Annotated in this window: 12 protein-coding genes; 1 reads left to right on the top strand and 11 read right to left on the bottom strand. The window is 74.1% G+C overall.

Going from position 1 to position 17,632, the window contains the following annotated elements; translation table 11 throughout:
• From IE312_RS16135 to IE312_RS16085, 11 genes are all read right to left on the bottom strand, one after another.
• On the bottom strand, positions 1 to 831 hold an 831-nt coding region (locus IE312_RS16135; protein WP_229899867.1), incomplete at its 3' end, for a hypothetical protein.
• Between the two features lie 43 nt (positions 832 to 874).
• Complete coding sequence (locus IE312_RS16130) at positions 875 to 1,603, bottom strand: Crp/Fnr family transcriptional regulator (RefSeq protein ID WP_189982353.1); 729 nt, start codon at positions 1,601 to 1,603, stop codon at positions 875 to 877.
• A 143-nt stretch (positions 1,604 to 1,746) separates the two neighbouring features.
• Positions 1,747 to 3,642 (bottom strand): caspase family protein, encoded by a 1,896-nt coding sequence (locus IE312_RS16125; protein WP_189982351.1) that lies wholly within the window; start codon positions 3,640 to 3,642, stop codon positions 1,747 to 1,749.
• Position 3,643: 1 nt separating this feature from the next.
• Positions 3,644 to 7,312 (bottom strand): CHAT domain-containing protein, encoded by a 3,669-nt coding sequence (locus IE312_RS16120; protein ID WP_189982349.1) that lies wholly within the window; start codon positions 7,310 to 7,312, stop codon positions 3,644 to 3,646.
• Between the two features lie 183 nt (positions 7,313 to 7,495).
• Positions 7,496 to 9,673, bottom strand: coding sequence for a galactose-binding domain-containing protein (locus IE312_RS16115; protein ID WP_189982347.1), 2,178 nt, complete (start codon positions 9,671 to 9,673; stop codon positions 7,496 to 7,498).
• Positions 9,674 to 9,744: 71 nt separating this feature from the next.
• Complete coding sequence (locus IE312_RS16110) at positions 9,745 to 11,352, bottom strand: glycoside hydrolase family 13 protein (protein ID WP_189982345.1); 1,608 nt, start codon at positions 11,350 to 11,352, stop codon at positions 9,745 to 9,747.
• Between the two features lie 33 nt (positions 11,353 to 11,385).
• Positions 11,386 to 12,267, bottom strand: coding sequence for a carbohydrate ABC transporter permease (locus IE312_RS16105; RefSeq protein ID WP_189982343.1), 882 nt, complete (start codon positions 12,265 to 12,267; stop codon positions 11,386 to 11,388).
• On the bottom strand, positions 12,264 to 13,217 hold the full coding sequence (locus IE312_RS16100) for a carbohydrate ABC transporter permease (RefSeq protein ID WP_189982341.1): 954 nt from the start codon (positions 13,215 to 13,217) through the stop codon (positions 12,264 to 12,266). The genes IE312_RS16105 and IE312_RS16100 overlap by 4 nt, the downstream gene beginning before the upstream one ends.
• A 5-nt stretch (positions 13,218 to 13,222) precedes the next feature.
• A complete protein-coding gene (locus IE312_RS16095; RefSeq protein ID WP_189982339.1) occupies positions 13,223 to 14,575 on the bottom strand; it encodes an ABC transporter substrate-binding protein in 1,353 nt (450 codons plus the stop codon).
• Between the two features lie 139 nt (positions 14,576 to 14,714).
• Positions 14,715 to 15,713 carry a LacI family DNA-binding transcriptional regulator gene (locus IE312_RS16090; RefSeq protein WP_189982336.1) on the bottom strand — a complete coding sequence of 333 codons (999 nt, stop codon included), beginning with the start codon at positions 15,711 to 15,713 and terminating at the stop codon, positions 14,715 to 14,717.
• Between the two features lie 146 nt (positions 15,714 to 15,859).
• Positions 15,860 to 16,531 carry an MmyB family transcriptional regulator gene (locus tag IE312_RS16085; protein WP_189982334.1) on the bottom strand — a complete coding sequence of 224 codons (672 nt, stop codon included), beginning with the start codon at positions 16,529 to 16,531 and terminating at the stop codon, positions 15,860 to 15,862.
• Between the two features lie 241 nt (positions 16,532 to 16,772).
• On the opposite strand from IE312_RS16085, the gene IE312_RS16080 reads away from it, so the two are divergent.
• Entirely contained in the window at positions 16,773 to 17,429 is a 657-nt protein-coding gene (locus IE312_RS16080; protein WP_189982332.1) for a helix-turn-helix domain-containing protein, read from the top strand.
• The last annotated feature ends 203 nt before the right edge of the window (positions 17,430 to 17,632 follow it).

The following is a 17,632-nucleotide window of genomic DNA, read 5'->3' as shown; positions in this document are numbered from 1 at the left end:
GGTGCGCAGCAGCACCCGCTGCAGCCGGACCATGTCGGCGCTGTCGCGGGCGCTGTACTTCTCGATGTCGACGGCCAGGCACAGGCGCCTGAGTCCCGGGGGCAGTCCCTCCGGGTCCGGTCCGGGTCCGCCGCCGTCCGGCTGCGGGGTGCCTTCCGGGGGGCCCGCGTCGCCGTCGTCCTGCTCGTACGGGGGCAGCGCCCAGGCTCCGGGCAGGGCGGCCCGGGGCGCGAGTGCGGCGGCCGTGGACCACGCCTCGGCCGCCGGGATGCTGAACGGCGTGTCGTGGGGGGTGTGCGCCGACCGCCGCCGGAGTGTGCCCCCCAGCACGGGCTGTACGGTGGTGACGCTCAGGCTGAGCCGCCCGGACACCTCCGCGCCGGGCACCGGCAACCGCACCACCGCTTGCGCCCAGCGCCCGTCGGGGCGGAGCGCGCCGCCCCGGCCGGTGGCCCGGAAGGTCCAGCGCAGCCGTTGCCCGCCGAGTCCGAAGACGGTGATCCGGGTGCCGTCGGCGGCGACCGTGCCGGCCGGCGGGTGGAGGTCGAGGGCGTGCAGTCCACCGGCGAGCAGGACGGTGAGCGTGGCTTCCTCGTAGCGACGGCCGCCGGGCAGTTCCTCCAGGTCGAACGGGAAGCAGAGCAGGACCGCGCGTCCTGCCGTGGTGTCCCGCAGGGCGTAGGCGAGGGGCCGGCCGAGACAGGCGCCCGCGTCCCGTTCGGGCACGGGGGCCCGCCCTCCCTTGGGGACGACCGCGCCGTCGGCGAGGAGGTCCAGGGTGGCCAGCACATCGTCGTGCCGGGTGGTGTGTCGGTGGTCTCCGGTGCGCATGCGTCCCCGTCCCCCTGGTGGATGCGGTGCGGATGACGGACGGTCAGGCCGGGGGGTCCTGGGCCAGCCGCGCGGCCTCGCGCAGTCTGTCCGGGGACAGCACGGTCGTGCGGCCGTATCCGACGTGGATCACTCCTCGTGCGGCGAGCTCGCCCAGGACGTGGTGGACCCGGCGCTCCTTGGCGCCGACGAGTCCGGCGAGTTCGGCCTGGGTGAGCCGGGGCCCGATCAGCACCCCGGTGCGGCGTGGTTCGCCGTAGTCCTCCGCCAGGTCGACCAGGACCCGGGCCACCCGGGTGGCCACCGGACTCCCGCTGAAGTCCCCCCGGCGCCGTACGGACCAGCGGTTCTTGCGTACGAGCATCCGGCTGACGGCCCGGGCCGTGGCGGGGCACGAGTCGAGGCGGTCGAGGAAGTCCCGCCGGCCGATGCGCCGCGCGGTCACGCGCCCGGCGGCGGTGACGGTCGCGGACCTGGGTTTGTTGTCGAAGGCCGCGAACTCCCCGACCAGGTCCCCGCCGAGGCGGATGGCCAGCAGCGCGGTGTCCCCGTCCTGCGAGGTCGCGGTGACCTTCGTGACCCCGCTGAGCAGCAGCAGCACGAACGTCTCCCGCAAGCCCTCGATGAGCAGGTGCTCCCCGGCGTCGTAGGAGCGGGGCGTGCCCAGGGAGAGCAGGACCTTGACGGCATCCGAACCGTCGCCGAGATCGGCCAGGAGGGTGCCGTTCGCCCACTCATGCGCTGCGGCGCCCCCCGCCTGCCTGTCCGCCATCATGGCCTCCCCCGAACATGTCGGCCTTCTCCGGCATCGGCGATTTACCGCCATCCTATCCACCACGTCACCGAATTCCGCAGGATGTCCGGCAAGTTGGGCCCCCTCGCCGGCCGCGTCCCGCGTGGCGGCACGGGCCCGGGTCATCCGCCGGCCGCCCGGGGGCGGGTGGCACCGGCGGGCTCCCCGGTGCCTTCGCCCGGGGCCGGCACGTCGGCCTCCACGGTCCACACGCGGTACCGGAGGGCGTCCGGCCCGGCGGCCCGGCCGCGCGTCCCGTCCGCGACCTCCCGCAGGAGCGCGGGGAGGGCGGGGGCGGCGCGCGCCCCGGCTCCGCCCTGCCGGGACGCCAGGCCGCTCAGGTCCATCGGGCGGTCCCCGACGAGGACGTGCACGGTCTCGGGCCGCGGTCCGTCCTCCGGCACGTCCCGCGGCCAGTACAGCGCGACGGGCCGGGTGGCCCGACGGGTGCCGGGTTCGACGCGGTAGCCGCTGGGCTGGTCGGCGGTCACCAGTGCGGTGCGGCCGCTGAGCCCGATGTCGAGCACCCAGAAGTACAGCGGGGTCCGGGAGCGGTTGGTCACCCCGACCCGGTAGTGGTCTCCGGGGTACAGGCGTTCTCCCACCGGCCGCAGCGGGCGCCAGTCACCGCCGGCGGGCGGGTGCCGGCCCTCGATCCGTACCCCTGCCGGGGCCATCAGCCGGCCCGTGCCCCGCGGAGTGCGCAGCCGGCGCAGGCGGTCCCCGCGCGCCAGGTCCTCCAGCAGTTCCGCCACCCCGGAGACGTCGGCGAGGGCCGGGTCGCAGGGCTTGCGGAGCAGGCGGCCGTCGTGGGTCAGCACCTGGAACGCGCCGGCCCGCAGGCGTACGACGGCGAAGGCGTCGGCGGCGGAGTCGGTCACGGCGAGCCGCGGCGAGCGGGCCAGTTCCGCGAGCAGCGCGTCCGCCCGCGGCCCCGGCAGGTCGACCCGTACGTTCCGGCGGTCGTGCACCCGGACGGCGAGGACGTGGGAGCCCGGCGGCAGCAACGCGGACGTCAACTCCTCGGCCAGGGACGGCGGAACCCGCGAGGTGTCCACGGTGAGCAGCGCGTCGCCCCCGCACATGTCCTCGACGGTCGCCGGCACCCGGGTCTCCCGGCCCTCGTCGGCGGGCGCGTCACCGGGGAAGACCATCATCACGTCGTCCTGGGGGCCGAGCCCGAAGAGCGCGCCGCCGGGGACGCTGAACCGGCGCTGCCCGCGCCGCAGGGGCAGCCGTCCGGGCCCGGCGCACTCGTCCAGGGAGAAGGGGAGCCGTTGCGACGGCCCGCCGGCGTCGGGCCGTTGCGGCACTCCCCGTTGTGCGAGGCGGTCCCGCACCCGGGCCACCAGGACGGACCACGGGATCCGGCGGCCGGCGCCGGCGTCGAGCAGGTCCGCGAGCGCGGCCGTGAACAGGCCCTGCCGTCCGCTCCCCGGCTCGCTCTCGCCCTCGTACGCCGACCCGTGCTGTTCACACGCGGTGAGCCGGACGACGTGCGGTACCAGCGGGAGGTCGCGGTGGGCCAGTGCCTCGGCGCGGGTCCGTGCCGCGTCGGCCGGGATCTTTGGCAGCCGCACCGACTTCAGTGCCCGGCGACCGGGGCCGAGGGCGGTGTCCCGGACCGCTCCGCCGGAGTGGCAGCAGTCCAGGACGCAGGTGACGTTGGGTGTTGTCAGCGTCAACGCCCGCACGGCGTCGGTGAGTTCCTCCGCGAGCAGGCCGCGGAAATCGGTGGCGGTGCTCTCGGCCAGGTCGGTGGGCACCAGATACTGCAGTCCGTCCGTGAGACCGCCGTGCCCGGAGTAGTAGACCACGACGCCGTCGCCGGGCCGGGTCGCGTGGCGGAGGCGGCCGAGACCCTCCGTGACGCCCGCGTAGGTGGCCCGGCCCCGGGTGCGGACGTCCACGTCGGTGAAACCGCGGCCGGCCAGGGCGCGCTCCATCCGCTCGATGTCGGCGTGCACGCCCTCGAGACCGAAGGTCTGGGCGCCGATCAGCAGGGCTCTGAGGGTCATGTCACACCCCCACGTGGACGAAGGGCGCCCAGTGGTAGGGATGCCGATCGCCGGCCGCGGGCCCGGGCCGGGCCGGTCCCGCGTCGCGGGTCGACCACGAGCGGGCCCGGTCCCCGTCACCGGAACCGGCACCGTGGCGGTGGGCCAGCGCCCTGAACTCGCGGTCGCGTTCGGCGCGGGTCAGGGCGCGGACCTCCTGCTGCGCGAGGGCCAGCGCGGTGCCGGCGTCCGGGTCCCGGTCCCCGGTCAGGTGGCGGTACATCCTGGTCATCACCAGGCTGCCGGTCCCGTCGTGCACCGGCCACAGCGAGACGATCGCGTTGCGTGCCCCGGTGACCAGGGCGGCCCGCGTCAGGCCCAGCACGTCCCCGCCCGCGGTGGCCCGGCCCCGCCCGGTGTCGCAGGCGGAGAGCACGAGCAGCCGCGGGCCGTGCGCCGCGGTCAGCAGATCGGCGAGGTCCAGGCAGTCGTCCCCCGCCAGCGCCAACCGGCTCCGGTTCGGGGCGAGTTCGTCGACCACTCCGTGCGTGGCCAGGTGCAGCACCGCGTGGGCGGGGGCGGTCCGGAGCAGGGCGGCGCGGGTGGCCTCCCGCCCGGTCAGCAGGGTGCTGCCGGGCAGCAGCCGGGCGATCTCCGCGGTCTCGGCCAGGGTGCCGGGCAGCTGGGGCAGCCCGTGGCGGGGGCTGGTGGCCGGCCCTCCGACGAGCAGGGCGCCGAGGTGCCGCCACGGCCGCCGCTCGGGCCCCGTCCGCAGCCGTGGCAGCAGTCCGGCCGCCGGCAGACGGGACACGGCGCGGTGCGCGCCGAGCACGTCACCGCCCCAGGGCAGGACGTGGAAGGGCAGCAGGGCGAGACCGGCGGGCGGCACCACGACCACGCGCCGGGCGGTGTGGAGCAGGTCCGCGAAGGGGTCGAGCAACCACGCGGCGAGCCGGTCGGCGTCCTCGGGCGCGGGGCCGTCGCCGGCCGGTGTGGCGCAGCGGTCACGGAAGCGGCGGGCGGTGCCCAGCACCTCGTGGCTGAGCTCCCGTCGACCCGGCCGGCCGGTGACGTGTTCCACCCGGAGGGTGTCGCGGGTCATGGCCCAGCCGGCCAGGGAGTCGTCGTGGAGGTGGTACGCGAGCAGCACGGTGTCCGGGGGCAGGGCCCGGGCGACGGTCGCCGCGTCCGGGACGACGTCGCCGCCCGGGGCGGTGAGCGCCCGCGGGACCCGGCGCCGGACGGCCGCCTCGGCCCGGCCCAGCACGTGCGCCGCCTCCGTCGTCCGCCGCCGTCGTTCGGCCGGCTCCGCGGGTCGCGCGAAGGGCGCGGCGGGAGGGGAGCACCCGGGTGCATTGGGCTCGGCGCGCAGGGCGGCCAGGTGGTCCTCGAACTCCGCGGCCCAGCGGACCTCCGCGGCCAGCCAGTCGCGGACGGCCGCGCGGGACGCCGGGTCCGTGCCCGCCGTGTCCAGGGCGCGCACGGCGCCGAGGAGGCCGGTCCTGGTGCGCTCCGCCTGTGCGAACGCGAGGGCCGCCGCGTGCTCCTCGCCCGAGGCCAGCCGGGCGAGGACGGCGGTGTGGTGCAGCCGGGCCGGCACCGGGTCGTCGGCGAAGGAGGCGCGCAGGGTGTCCCGGGCGAACCTCTCGCGGTGCTCCTCGTAGGCGGCGAGGCCGCGCAGGGCGTGGTCGAGGGCGTCCTGGGGCGCCTGGCCGGCGAGCGCGGCCTGCGCCCGCAGCCCGGCCGCCTCCCAGGCGTGGTCCGCGTCGGCGCCGGCGGAGCCGATGGACGGCAGGTGCCGGCCGGCGCGCTCGGGACGGCCGAGCCGCAGCCACAGGGCGGCCGCCTGGACGGCGGGGAGCAGCGGCTCCGCCGCCTCCGCCTCGGCGCGGGCCTGTTCCCTCTCGCCCAGGTCGGCGAGGGCGGCGCAGCGCACGTGGCAGCGCAGGACCGGGTCGGGCATGGACGCGGTCGCGGCGAGCGCCTCCTTCGCCAGCCGGTCGGCCTCGTCCCCGAGGCCCGCGGCGCGGCGCAGGCGGGACCGGAAGAGCGACTCCTGGGCCGGGCAGGCCGCGAGGTCGGCACGGAGCACGGCGAGGGTGTCCCGCATGGGTTCCGCGATCCAGGGGCCGCCCTCGGCGACGACGGTTCCGCCCACGCGCAGGGCGTGTCGCAGGCGTGAGCGCGCGGCGCGCATGACCTCCGGGTCCGCCAGTGCGGACGCGTGGGTGTAGAAGGTCTTCGCGGCGTGGACGACGCCCACGCAGGCGGTGAGGTCGAGTCCGGCCCGCGGGTCACCGCCGTGCCGGACGCGGGTGAGGTGCTCGCGCTGTTCCAGGTCGGCGAGGACGACGGCGGCCAGCCGGTGCCGGGCGTGCACGACGGTGCCCGTCGTCGGGACGGCGTCCTCGCTGCGGTGGCCGCCGTCCGCCCCGGCCGTGAGGAGACGGGCCAGGAGGGCGGCCCGGTCGCCGCTGCGGGCGTGCCCCCGGGCGTACCAGACGGTGGCCCGGTTGCCGACGAGCCAGGACAGTCCGCGCACCCAGGAGGTGCTGCCGACGGAGCGGCCCCACGCGCGGACGGACTCGGCGACCTCGGCTTCCGCGCCCTCCCCCGTGCCGGTGTCGATCAGGTCCAGCACGCGGTGCACCTCCAGCAGGGCCGCGTACGCCCCGTCACCGGCTCGCCGTGCCGCGTCGAGGGCCGCCTCCAGCGTCGTACGGCACTGCTCCGAGGCACCCCGGAGCCGGTGCACGTGCGCCCTCCGGAGCAGGACTGCCGCCCGTCCGCGTTCGGAGCCGGCCGCGGTGTAGGCGGCCTCCGCCGCCGTGTACGCCGCCTCGGCCGCCGCGTACCGGTCGCCGGCGCGGGCTCGCTCGGAGCGCCGCCGGCGCCGGGTCCGCCTCCCCGCGGGCGGCTCCGGCGCGGGGTCGGCGCCCGTCGGTACGCGGCATTCCTCCGCGGTGCCCGGCGCGCCGAGCGCCCAGTCCCCCTGCAGCATGCGCGCCAGCCCCGTCGAGGCCGGGCTGCCGGAGGCGTACCGCAGCGCGATGTCCAGCAGCGGGGGGACGGCGGCCCGGTCTCCGGCCCGGACGCGCAGGTCCGCGGCGAGCAGCAGGTGACCGGCGAGGGCTTGCCGGTGGCCGGTCTCGGCGATCGTCTCCCGCAGGTCGTCGAACCATTCCAGGGCGGCGTCGACGCCTTCCGGGAGGTCGTCGTCCGGTACGGTCGCGTCCTCGCCCCGCAGCGCGTGGTGGGACGCGCGCGCACGCGCGTCGCGGGCCTCGTCCGCATGACCCAGGATCATGCGGACGGAGAGCAGGACCGGGATGACCCGGCCGGCGAGGTGCCCGGGGAGCCGGAGGCTTCCCTCGGGGAGGTCACCCGCCGTGTGCGCCGTGGCGCCGGCCAGGCCCTCGACCGGGGCCAGGCACGCCCCTGGCTGCCAGTTGACGTCCAGGTGGAGTGCCGCGGTCCGCAACGCCCGCTCCATCGCCGGCTGCCGGTCCGCCGACGGGGCGTCGAGGACGGCGAGTGCCCGTTTGGGCTCGCCCGCGGCCAGGGCGGCCGCCACCGCCGTCCAGGTGGCGGCCGCCGCCGGCGGGATACCGGCCGGCGGGGCCGGCCGTGCCGTGGGATCCGTCAGCCGCTGTTCGACCAGCAGCAGCGCGGTCAGTGTCTCCGTGTCCACTCCGCATCCCCCACTCCCCCGCGGTCATGGCCGGGCCCGGCCGCGCCCCCGAGGTGCTCCCCGCGTCCGGTGCACGGACCGTGAGGGCAGCGGGAGGACGGATCACGGCTTCCCACCGCCATGCATATCAGGGGTCCCGCCCGGCGGATTCCGCACTGGGACCGGATTGGGGTGTCGCGGGGGTCAGGACGCCAGGTAGGCCTCCACCTCGCCGAACTGCCCGGCCGGCCAGCCCGTGTTGGCGCTGACGGTCAGGCGCAGGTAGCGCAGGCTCGTGCCGCCGGGCAGGGCCACGGTCGCGGTGTTGCCGGTGGCAGGGTCGAAGCGGTAGCCCTGTGGGCCCACGACGGTCGCGTAGCCGGAGCCGTCGGTGCTGCCCAGCACCGTGACGGTCTGGGTGCGGGCGCCCCAGGCGGTGGACGGCGGCAGCTTCAGCACCAGCCGGCGCACGGCGTAGGAGGAGCCGAGGTCGACCGTGAGGGACTGCGGGAAGGCGTTGTTGGCGGACTCCCAGTAGGAGTTCGCGTCGCCGTCGACCGCCTTGCCCGGGGTGTACACGTCCTGGGAGCCGGTCGCGGTGGCCGGGCGGCCCTTGGCGAGGTTGCGCCTCGGGTCGGGTTCCGGGTTGCCCTGGCCGGGCTGCGGCCAGCTGGAGCAGTCCGACCAGGTGCTGGACCAGCCGGAGTTGCCGCCTGCGTCGGTGAGGGTGAAGGAGCCGGAGTTCGCCGGGTAGGGGCAGTTGTAGACGCCGGCCGCGCCTACCTGGTCGGCGGTGACGTTCTTGAAGGTCGCCGCGCCCTGGGCCTCGGCCTGGACCACGACCGTGCCGGTGTTCCGCACGGTCGCCCCGGTGACGTCGACGTTCCGCACCGGGTGGCCCTGTCCGCCGCCGGAGACGAACTCGAAGGCGCTGTAGGGGCTGTCGGTGATCGTCGTGTTGGTGATGTGGACCGTCGCGTCGATCGCACTGTCGTAGGAGTCGACGCGCAACGCGCCCATGGGGTGGTTCCAGTTGGGGTTCATCGCGCCGGTGCGCACGAGGGTGTTGCCGTCGACCGTGATGGTGCCGGCGAGGGGGTGGAACGGGTCGAGGAACTTCTGGTTGGAGATGGCGATACCACTGCCGAGGGCGTTGGTGTCGGAGACCAGGTTGTTGCGTACGGTGATGTCGGTGCCGCCGTAGATGGCGATGCCGTTGGCGAGGTTGGGCTGCGAGATCGTGTTGTTCTCGAAGCTGGAGCCGGTGTCCGGGGAGTACAGCGACCACATGGCGAGGGAGTCGTCGCCCTGGTTGCGCAGGAAGTTGTTGCGGACGCGGACGCCCTTCGCGGTGCCGTTGAGGTTGAGCCCGTCGGCGGTGGTGTCGAGGATGCGGTTGTTCTCCACCACCAGGTTGTCGTTGTCGCCCGTGAGCCACAGACCGACCTTCAGGTGCTGGATCCACATGCCCGAGACGGAACTGTTCGGTCCGAGCGAGCCGTTGACGAAGTTGTCCGGGCTGGAGTCGACGCGTTCGGTGACCTCGCCGACGACCGCGAAGTCCTTGATGCGGACGCCGCCCGCCGAGCCGGACTGGTCGATGAAGCGGGAGGTGTGCACGACCGAGTACCAGCTGCCCGCGCCCTGCAGGGTCACGTTCTGCACGCCGCTGAGCGAGGACGTGATGCGGTAGTCGCCGGGCGGTATCCACACCGTGCCGCCCTGGGCGGCGGCGACGGCGTCCCGGAAGGCCTGGGTGGAGTCGCCGGTGCCGCTGGGGTCGGCGCCCTTGGAGACGACGGACACCGAACCGGCGGGCCGGTCCGCGGCCGGGGCGACCTGTTCGAAGTCGGCGACGTCGACGGTGACCTGGACGCCGGCGGCCTCCACGGCGACCTTGTCGCCGGCCTGGACGTCCTGCCCGAGCAGCATCCGGGTGTCGTCGAAGAAGTGGTGCGTCCTGGCGCCGGGGATCCAGCCGGTGTCGATGTACGAGTACCTGGAGGTCACCGGCAGGGTCTTGGCCAGCTTCGTGCCGTTGACGTACACGTTCAGGGCGCCGGACTGGCCGTCCGGCACGCTGTAGGCGACGTTCACCGCGTCGGCGGCGCGCGGCACGGTGAACTCCACCCGCTGCCCGGGGGACAGCCGGACGGCCTGCCGGCCGGAGGCCTCCGAGGCGAGGCTGCCCTGTGAGTAGTCCGGGCCGATCTTCGTGCCGTTGCCGGCCGCCGACTCGGCCTCCACGGAGGTGAAGGGCAGGGTGGCGCCGGCGGCCGCGTGGGCGGCCGGGGCGACGGCGACGAGCATGCCGGCGGCGAGGGCGACGGCCGCCCCGACCGCCGGCGTGCGCCGGAGGTGTCTCGCGATGCTGCGGTGCATGTGCTGATCCCTTCGTGGTGGGGGTGCGTGGGATAGCAAGGTGGTCGGCGTGATCCGGAAGACGCCCCCCCCTAGGCGCGCAGCCAGGCCGCCGTGTCCTGCGGGAGCCGGCCCGCGGCGTCCAGCGGGCCGCTGCACAGCAGGAGCCGGGAGTGCGCGGGCAGCTCGGCGGGCGGGGGCGCGAGGTTGACCACGCACAGGCCGCCGTCCGCGCGGGAGAAGGCGAGCACGCCGTCGGGGGCGGGCAGCCAGGTCAGCGGGCCGTCGCCGAGCTCCGGGCGCCGGGCGATGGCCTCGCGGTAGAGGGAGAGCATCGAGTGGGGGTCCCGCTGCTGCCGGTCGACCGCGTACGAGGGCCAGTCGGCCGGCTGCGGCAGCCAGGGTTCGTCCCGGGAGCCGAACCCCGCGTACGGCAGTCCGGCGGCCCAGGGCAGCGGAACCCGGCAGCCGTCGCGGCCGGGGTCGACACCGCCCGAGCGGAAGTGCATGGGGTCCTGGACGCGGTCGGCGGGGATCTCGGCCTCGGGCAGGCCCAGCTCCTCGCCCTGGTAGAGGTAGACCGACCCCGGCAGTGCCAGGGACAGCAGGGCGGCGGCCCGTGCCCGCCGGGTGCCGAGCGCCAGGTCGGCGGGCGTGCCGAAGGTTTTGGCCGCGAAGTCGAAGGCCGTGTCCGCGCGGCCGTACCGGGTGACCGTGCGGGTGACGTCGTGGTTGCACAGCACCCAGGTCGCCGGGGCGCCGACGGGGGCGTGCGCGGCGAGCGTGGTGTCGATGCAGGCGCGCAGCCGGCCGGCGTCCCAGGGGCAGGCGAGGAAGGAGAAGTTGAAGGCGGTGTGGAGTTCGTCGGGGCGCAGGTATCGGGCGAAGCGTCCGGGGTCGGGGAGCCAGACCTCGCCGACGAACACACCGCCGTACTCGTCGGCGACGCGGCGCCAGGAGCGGTAGAGGGAGTGGAGTTCGTCGCGGTCGACGAACGGGTGCGGTTGCGGGTGTGCGGCGAGGTCGGGGAGGTCGGGGTCCTTGACGAGGAGGGCCGCCGAGTCGATACGGACGCCGGCGACGCCCCGCTCGAACCAGAAGCGCAGGACGTCCTCGTGCTCCTGGCGGACCGCCGGGTGCGCCCAGTTGAGGTCGGGCTGCTCGGGGGTGAACAGGTGCAGGTACCAGTCGCCGTCGGGCAGCCGGGTCCACACCGGTTCGGCCGACCCGGCGAACTGGGACGGCCAGTCGTTCGGCGGGAGTTCGCCGTGGGGGCCGCGTCCGGGCCGGAAGTGGAACAGCTCGCGTTCGGGGCTGCCCGGCCCGGCGGCGAGCGCGGCGCGGAACCAGGGGTGCTGGTCGGAGACGTGGTTGGGCACGATGTCGACGAGGGTGCGGATGCCCAGTTCGCGGGCCTCGGCGATGAGTTTCTCCGCCTCGGCGAGGGTGCCGAAGGCGGGGTCGACGGCCCGGTAGTCGGCGACGTCGTAGCCGCCGTCCTTGAGCGGGGACACGTACCACGGTGTGAACCACAGCGCGTCCACGCCGAGTTCGGCGAGGTACGGCAGCCGGGCGCGGACGCCCGCGAGGTCGCCGGTGCCGTCGCCGTCGCCGTCCGCGAAGCTGCGGACGTACACCTGGTAGATGACGGCCGAGCGCCACCAGTCAGGGCCTTTCCGGGCATGGCTGGGCTGTCCCACTGGGCTTGCCTTTCTGTGGACGGGGCGGTGGCGTCAGCCCTTGGTGCTGCCCGCGCTGATCCCGGCGATGATGTGCCGCTGGAAGACGAGGAACAGCGCCACCATCGGGATGCTGGCGATCACCATCGCGGCGATGAGCACGGTGAGCTGGATGTTCTGCGAGAGCTGGACCAGGGCCACGCTGATCGGCTGCTCGCCGGTGTCGGAGAAGACCATCAAGGGCCACAGGAAGTCCTGCCACACGGCGACCAGCGCGAAGATCGACACCACCCCGAGCACCGGCCGGGACATGGGCAGGACGACGGACCACAGGATGCGGAGCCGGCCGGCGCCGTCGATCTCGGCGGCCTCCAGGACATCGCGCGGCAGCTGGTCGAAGAACCGTTTGAGCAGGTAGAGGTTGAAGGCGTTGGCGACGGCCGGCAGCCAGACGGCGAGGGGGTCGTCGAGCAGGCTGGTGTGGATCAGCGGCAGGTCGGCGACGGTCAGGTACTTGGGCACGACCAGCGCCTGCGCCGGGACCATGAGGGTGGCGAGGATGCCGCCGAGGACCACCTTGCCGAAGGCGGGCTTCAGCCTGGACAGGGAGTACGCGGCGGCCGTGCAGAACACCAGCTGGAAGGCCCAGGCACCGGCCGCCTGGACGAGCGTGTTCTCCAGGTGCCGCGGCAGCTCCATCAGGTTCCAGGCGTCGCTGTAGGCGGTGAGGTGCCAGTGCTCGGGAAGGAGCGTCGGCGGGGTCCGGGCCACCTCGTCCGGGGACTTCACGGCGCCGGTCACCATCCAGTACACGGGGAACAGGAAGGCGAGCGCGAAGAGGACGGCGACGGCGGTGAACACCGTCCAGTACACGGCCTTGCCGCGGGGACGCGCGAGAGCGGCCGGGGAGATCAGGGTGCGGGTGCCGGTGGTCATGCGTCCCCCTCGGACCGGGTGAGCCGCAGATAGACCGCGGAGAAGGCGCCGAGCAGCAGCAGGAGCAGCACGCTGAGGGCGCATGCCCCGCCGAAGTCGTTGTAGAGGAAGGCGTACTTGTAGATGAGGTACAGCACGGTGACGGTGGCGTTCTCGGGGCCGCCGCCGGTGATGACGAACGGTTCGGTGAACACCTGCATGGTCGCGATGATCTGCAGGAGCATCAGCATCAGGACCACGAACCGGGTCTGCGGCACCGTGACGTGCCGGACGCGCTGGAGGAGGTTCGCGCCGTCCAGCTCGGCCGCCTCGTAGAGCTCGCCGGGGATCGACTGGAGGGCGGCCAGGTAGACGAGGACGGTGCCGCCCATGTTGGCCCACGTGGCGACCAGGACCAGCGAGACCAGTGCGGTGTCCGTGCCGTTGGTCCAGTTCGAGGTGGGCAGGTGCAGGAAGCGCAGCGTCTCGTTGGCGAGGCCGGCCCCGGGGTCGTAGAACCACTTCCACAGCAGGGCGCTGACCACCGGCGGGATCATCACCGGCAGGTAGACCGCGACCCGGAAGAAGGCCTTGGCGTGCCGCAGTTCGTTGAGCACCAGGGCGAGGACGAAGGGGATCGCGAAGCCGATCAGGAGGGCCAGCAGGGTGAACGTGAGGGTGTTGCGCCAGGCGGCCGTGAACTCGGGGTCGTGCAGGACCCGGGTGAAGTTGGCGGTGCCGGCCCACTCGGGCGGCGAGCCGGGGGTGTACTCCTGGAAGGCGATGACGACCGCGCGGATCGCCGGGTACCAGGAGAACAGGGCGAAGCAGAGCAGGCCGCCGAAGAGGAAGCCGTAGGCGCGGGCCTGGTCGGCCAGGCGGCGCCGCCTGCGGTCCCGCGCCGGGGGCGGCGCCGGGGCCGGGACGGCGGCGGCATGCGCCGGGGGCTTCCGTTCGGCCGTCTTCGTCATGGCGGTCAGCTCCGGGCCAGAATGCTGTCGATCTTGCCGGACGCCTCCTGGAGGAGCCGGTCGATGTCGGCGTCCTTCTTGGTCAGGACGGCGGAGACCGTACCGTCCAGGACGGAGTAGATCTGCTGGGCGTGCGGCGGTTCGATCTTCATCCGGAGCTTGTGGCTGCCGTCGAGGAACGCCTGGTAGTTGTGCACCGGGACGTTGGCGGCGGCCTTCTTGGCCCGCTGGTCGACGGCGTCGGCGGCGCCGGTGAACAGGCGCGGCTCGGGCAGGCCGACGGGGGCGCCGTGCTTCCTGGCGCGCGCGTAGTCGCCGAGGAAGCCCTTGCCGGGGGTGAGGAACATGTGGTCGAGCCACTTGAGTCCGGCACGGATCTGGGCGGGTGTGTCGTGCTTGTCGAACATGTAGCCGTCGCCGCCGATGAGGGTGCCCTCGCCACCCGGCATGGGGGCCAGGGCGAGGTCCTGGTAGCTGCCGCCCTTCTCCTTGACGAGGATCGGGATGTTGTCGGGTGCGGCGAGGTACATGCCGAGCTTGCCCGAACCCATCATCTGCTGCACGTCGTTGATGACGAGGAGTTGCTTGCTGCCCATCGAGTCGTCGGTCCATCGCATGGCGTGCAGGTTCTCCAGGACGGCGCGGCCCTCGGGGGTGTCGACGGTGGCCTTCTTGCCGTCCGTACCGACCACGTCGCCGCCCTGCGAGTACAGCTCGGCGGTGAAGTGCCAGCCGCCCTGGTTCTGCGCGCTGTAGTCGGCGTAGCCGACGGTGCCGTCGCCGAGGGCGGCGATCCGCTTGGCGGCGGCGCGGACCTCGTCCCAGGTGGCCGGCGGCCGGTCGGGATCCAGGCCGGCCTCGCGGAAGAGCGCGCGGTTGTAGATCAGCCCCATGGAGTATCCGGTGCGCGGTATGCCGTACACCTTCCCGTCCACGGTGTAGATGTCCCGCAGCTGCTTCTGGATGCTGCCGTAGCTCTTCAGTTCCTTGAGGTACGGCGTGAGGTCGGCGGCCTGGTGCACGTCGACCACGTGGCGGGCGTCGGTGAAGTACGTGTAGAACACGTCCTCCATCCGGCCGCCGGCGAGTTTGGCGTCGAAGGTCTTCGGGTCCTGGCAGGGGAAGGCGTCGTGGGCGACGACGTCGATGTCCGGGTGGTGCTCCTCGAAGGCGGCGACGTCCTCCTCGAAGAACCGGCGGTCGAGCCGGGCACTCCTGGGGGGCTCGCAGTTGACGGTGATGCGGGTCGTGCCGTTCGCCGAGCCGCTGTCGCCCGGGCCGCAGGCGGTGGCGGAGACGGCGAGGGAGGCACAGACGCCGATCGCGACGACGGTACGGCGGAACCCGGTGGTGGTCATCGGTGGACCCCTCATGGCGCGGTGGCGGGAGCGGTGGGCGCCGCACACTCAAGCACCGCCGACATCCGGCCGCAAGATGTCGCGCAGAATCTGTAATTATTTGACAGACTGGCGGATCCCCGCGTGGAGCCTCGGGTGTTCAGTCGCGCGGGGCCTGCCCGGTGGAACCGCGCACCACCAGCTCCGGCTCGAACAGCAGCTCCTCGGCGGCCACGGCGCTGCCGCCGATCCGCGCGTTCAGCAGCTCCACGGCCGCGCGCCCCATGGCCTCGATGGGCTGGCGCACGGTGGTCAGCGGGGGTTCGGTGCAGTTCATGAACGCCGAGTCGTCGTAACCGACGACGGAGACGCGGCCCGGTACGTCGTGGCCCTTGCGGCGGGCCGCGCGCACGGCGCCGAGCGCCAGCGGGTCGGAGGCGCAGATCAGACCGGTGACCCCCCGGTCGATCAGCCGGGAGGCGGCGGCGTGACCGCCTTCGAGGGAGAAGATGGCCCGCGCCACGAACTCCTCCGGCAGATCACCGGCGATCGCCCGGGCGGCGGCGAGTTTCCGCGCCGAGGGAACGTGGTCGCGGGGGCCGAGGACCAGGCCGATGCGCTCGTGGCCGAGCGAGGCCAGGTGCCGCCAGGCCTGCTCGACGGCGACGGCGTCGTCGCAGGAGACGCCGGGGAAGCCGAGGTCGCCGATGGCCGCGTTGACCAGGACGACCGGGATGTTGCGCTCGGCCAGCAGCCGGTAGTGGTCGTGCGGCGCGTCCGCCTGGGCGTACAGACCGCCGGCGAACACCACACCGGACACCTGCTGCTGCAGCAGCAGTTCGACGTAGTCCGCCTCGGACACCCCGCCCTTGGTCTGCGTGCACAGCACCGGGGTGAGCCCGAGCTGGGCGAGGGCACCGCCGATGACCTCGGCGAAGGCCGGGAAGATGGGGTTCTGCAGCTCCGGCAGCACGAGGCCGACGAGCCGGGCGCGCTCACCGCGCAGCTGGGTGGGGCGCTCGTAGCCGAGCACGTCCAGAGCCGTCAGCACGGCCTGCCGGGTGGCGTCGGAGACCCCGGGCTTGCCGTTGAGCACCCGGCTGACCGTGGCCTCGCTGACTCCGACCTTCTTCGCCACTTCCGCAAGTCGTCGCGTCATGACCGCAAGCGTAACGCAAGCAATGCAAGCCGCTTGCGTAGGGGGTGGGGGTGGCGGGAGGGCACGTGGTCCGGCGGCTCGTGCAAGGGGGCCGCGCGGGGGTGCGGCCCGGCGCCGTCGGCGACCTGAACGCCGACGGTGCCGGGTCAGTCACCGGGGGACGGGACGACCGACAGGTGGGAGGCGGCGCCTCGCGGGCGGCGCGGCCTGCGGACCGGCGCGACGGCCCGGCGGGGGTCGCGCAGGATCATCGACAGGCGCCGGTAGCCGAGGTCCAGCAGCGGCTGCGGCGACTCCTCGATGATGCGGCACTCGGTGCGCCCGCGGCGCGGGTCCGGATGGTGCAGGAGACGCACCGCGCCGTCGAGTCGGGTCGCGGCCTCGCCGACGGACCGGATCCAGTGCGGCAGGCCCTGCCGGTAGGCGGCCTCCATGATCGGGTCCTGGGCGATCTCCCGTCGCACCGCCTGCAGTTCGTGGTCGTGCCCGTGCGTCTCCAGGGCGGAGCGGACCTGGGCGAGCATGGGCAGGCACCAGCCGGGCTCGTGCTCGCCGAGCACCTCGCCCGCGTCGGGGTGGAACAGGACGAAACGGAGGAAGTTCTCCCCCGGCATCGCCGTCGGGTGGGGGCGCACGCCGCGGAAAAGTGTCTCGAACGCGCTGTTGGCCATGACCACGTTCCAGTGGTGGTCCACCACCAGCGACGGACAGGCCTGGTACTCCAGCAGAGCACCGTAGTCCTGAAGGTACGCCTGGGTCTCGCAGGTCTCGGGGACGGGCCGCGGTGCCGGCCGCTGCCCTCCTGCCTGATGTGCCATCGGGAGGTCACCCCTCTTGCCTCTGCGGCCTTTCTCGCGGCGATGCGATCCTGCTGCCCCGTCGAGAGCCGTGTCAACTATCGTGGCATTTCATGCCGGTTGACGGCTGAAATTCGCCACAGTTGTGGCGACACCTGGATGTGAGTTCGAGACACCGGCTACTCTCCGGGAAGTTCACGGCGATCGCTCGTGAGAAGCACGGACACATCTGAAACCCTCTCAAGACGTAGGAGTTCTGTCGGTGACGGATGGCTACGAGGATCCGGGCGCCTCGGCGACCGCCCAGCTGCCGGCCGTCGTCGCCCGCGTCACCGCGCTCGCCGACCGCCTCGGTGTGCCGCACGCCGAGGTCTTCGACGTCAGGCGGCTCTCCACCGCCTGCGGGGTGCCCGAGCCGGTGGTCAGGGCCCTGCTGAGCGGTCGGCCCGCGGGCGAGCCGGACGTCCAGGCCCGCTTCCTGCAGCGCCTGGACCTGCTGCGCCGCACCCGGCTGAAGCCGAACGGCCGCAAGTACACCCAGCAGGAGATCGCCGACGGCGCGGGCATGTCCCGGCAGCAGGCCGGCGCCCTCATCAACGGCGACCGGCGGCCCACCATGGAGCACTGCGACGCCCTGCAGCGCTTCTTCCGGGTGCACGCCGGCTTCCTCACCGCGGAGGACCCCGAGGCGCTGGCGGGCGCGCTGCAGCGCACGGAGCAGGAACTGTTGCAGAAGCTCGCGGACCGGGAGCGGGCCGCGGCGGAGACCGCGGAGGATCCGCTGGAGCGGCTGCTGCAGGACCACGGGGTGCGCGGAATCGCCTGGCGGGCCGCGCAGTTGCCCACCGACCAGCACCGGGACAAGGTCGCCGAGTGGCTCGACATGCTCCTGGAGAGCGTCAAGCGGCCCGAGTCGTGAGCCGGGAGGACCGCGGACCGCGGACACTCCCGGCGGGCAAGTGCCGCGGGTGACGCGCGGTTTCGACGGCACCACGGGCGCAGGTGCGCGCAGCCGGTGTGACCGGCCGGGGCGGGGCGCCGAGGGCTGATCCGGCCGGCACGGCTCCCCGGGCGGGCCGCCCAGGGGGGCGCGCCATGGCGCCGGGCGCCGGGGCGGCACCG

The sequence above is a fragment of the Streptomyces capoamus genome (assembly GCF_014654935.1).
GTDB lineage: Bacteria > Actinomycetota > Actinomycetes > Streptomycetales > Streptomycetaceae > Streptomyces > Streptomyces capoamus.
This window is presented reverse-complemented; position numbering and strand designations above follow the sequence as displayed.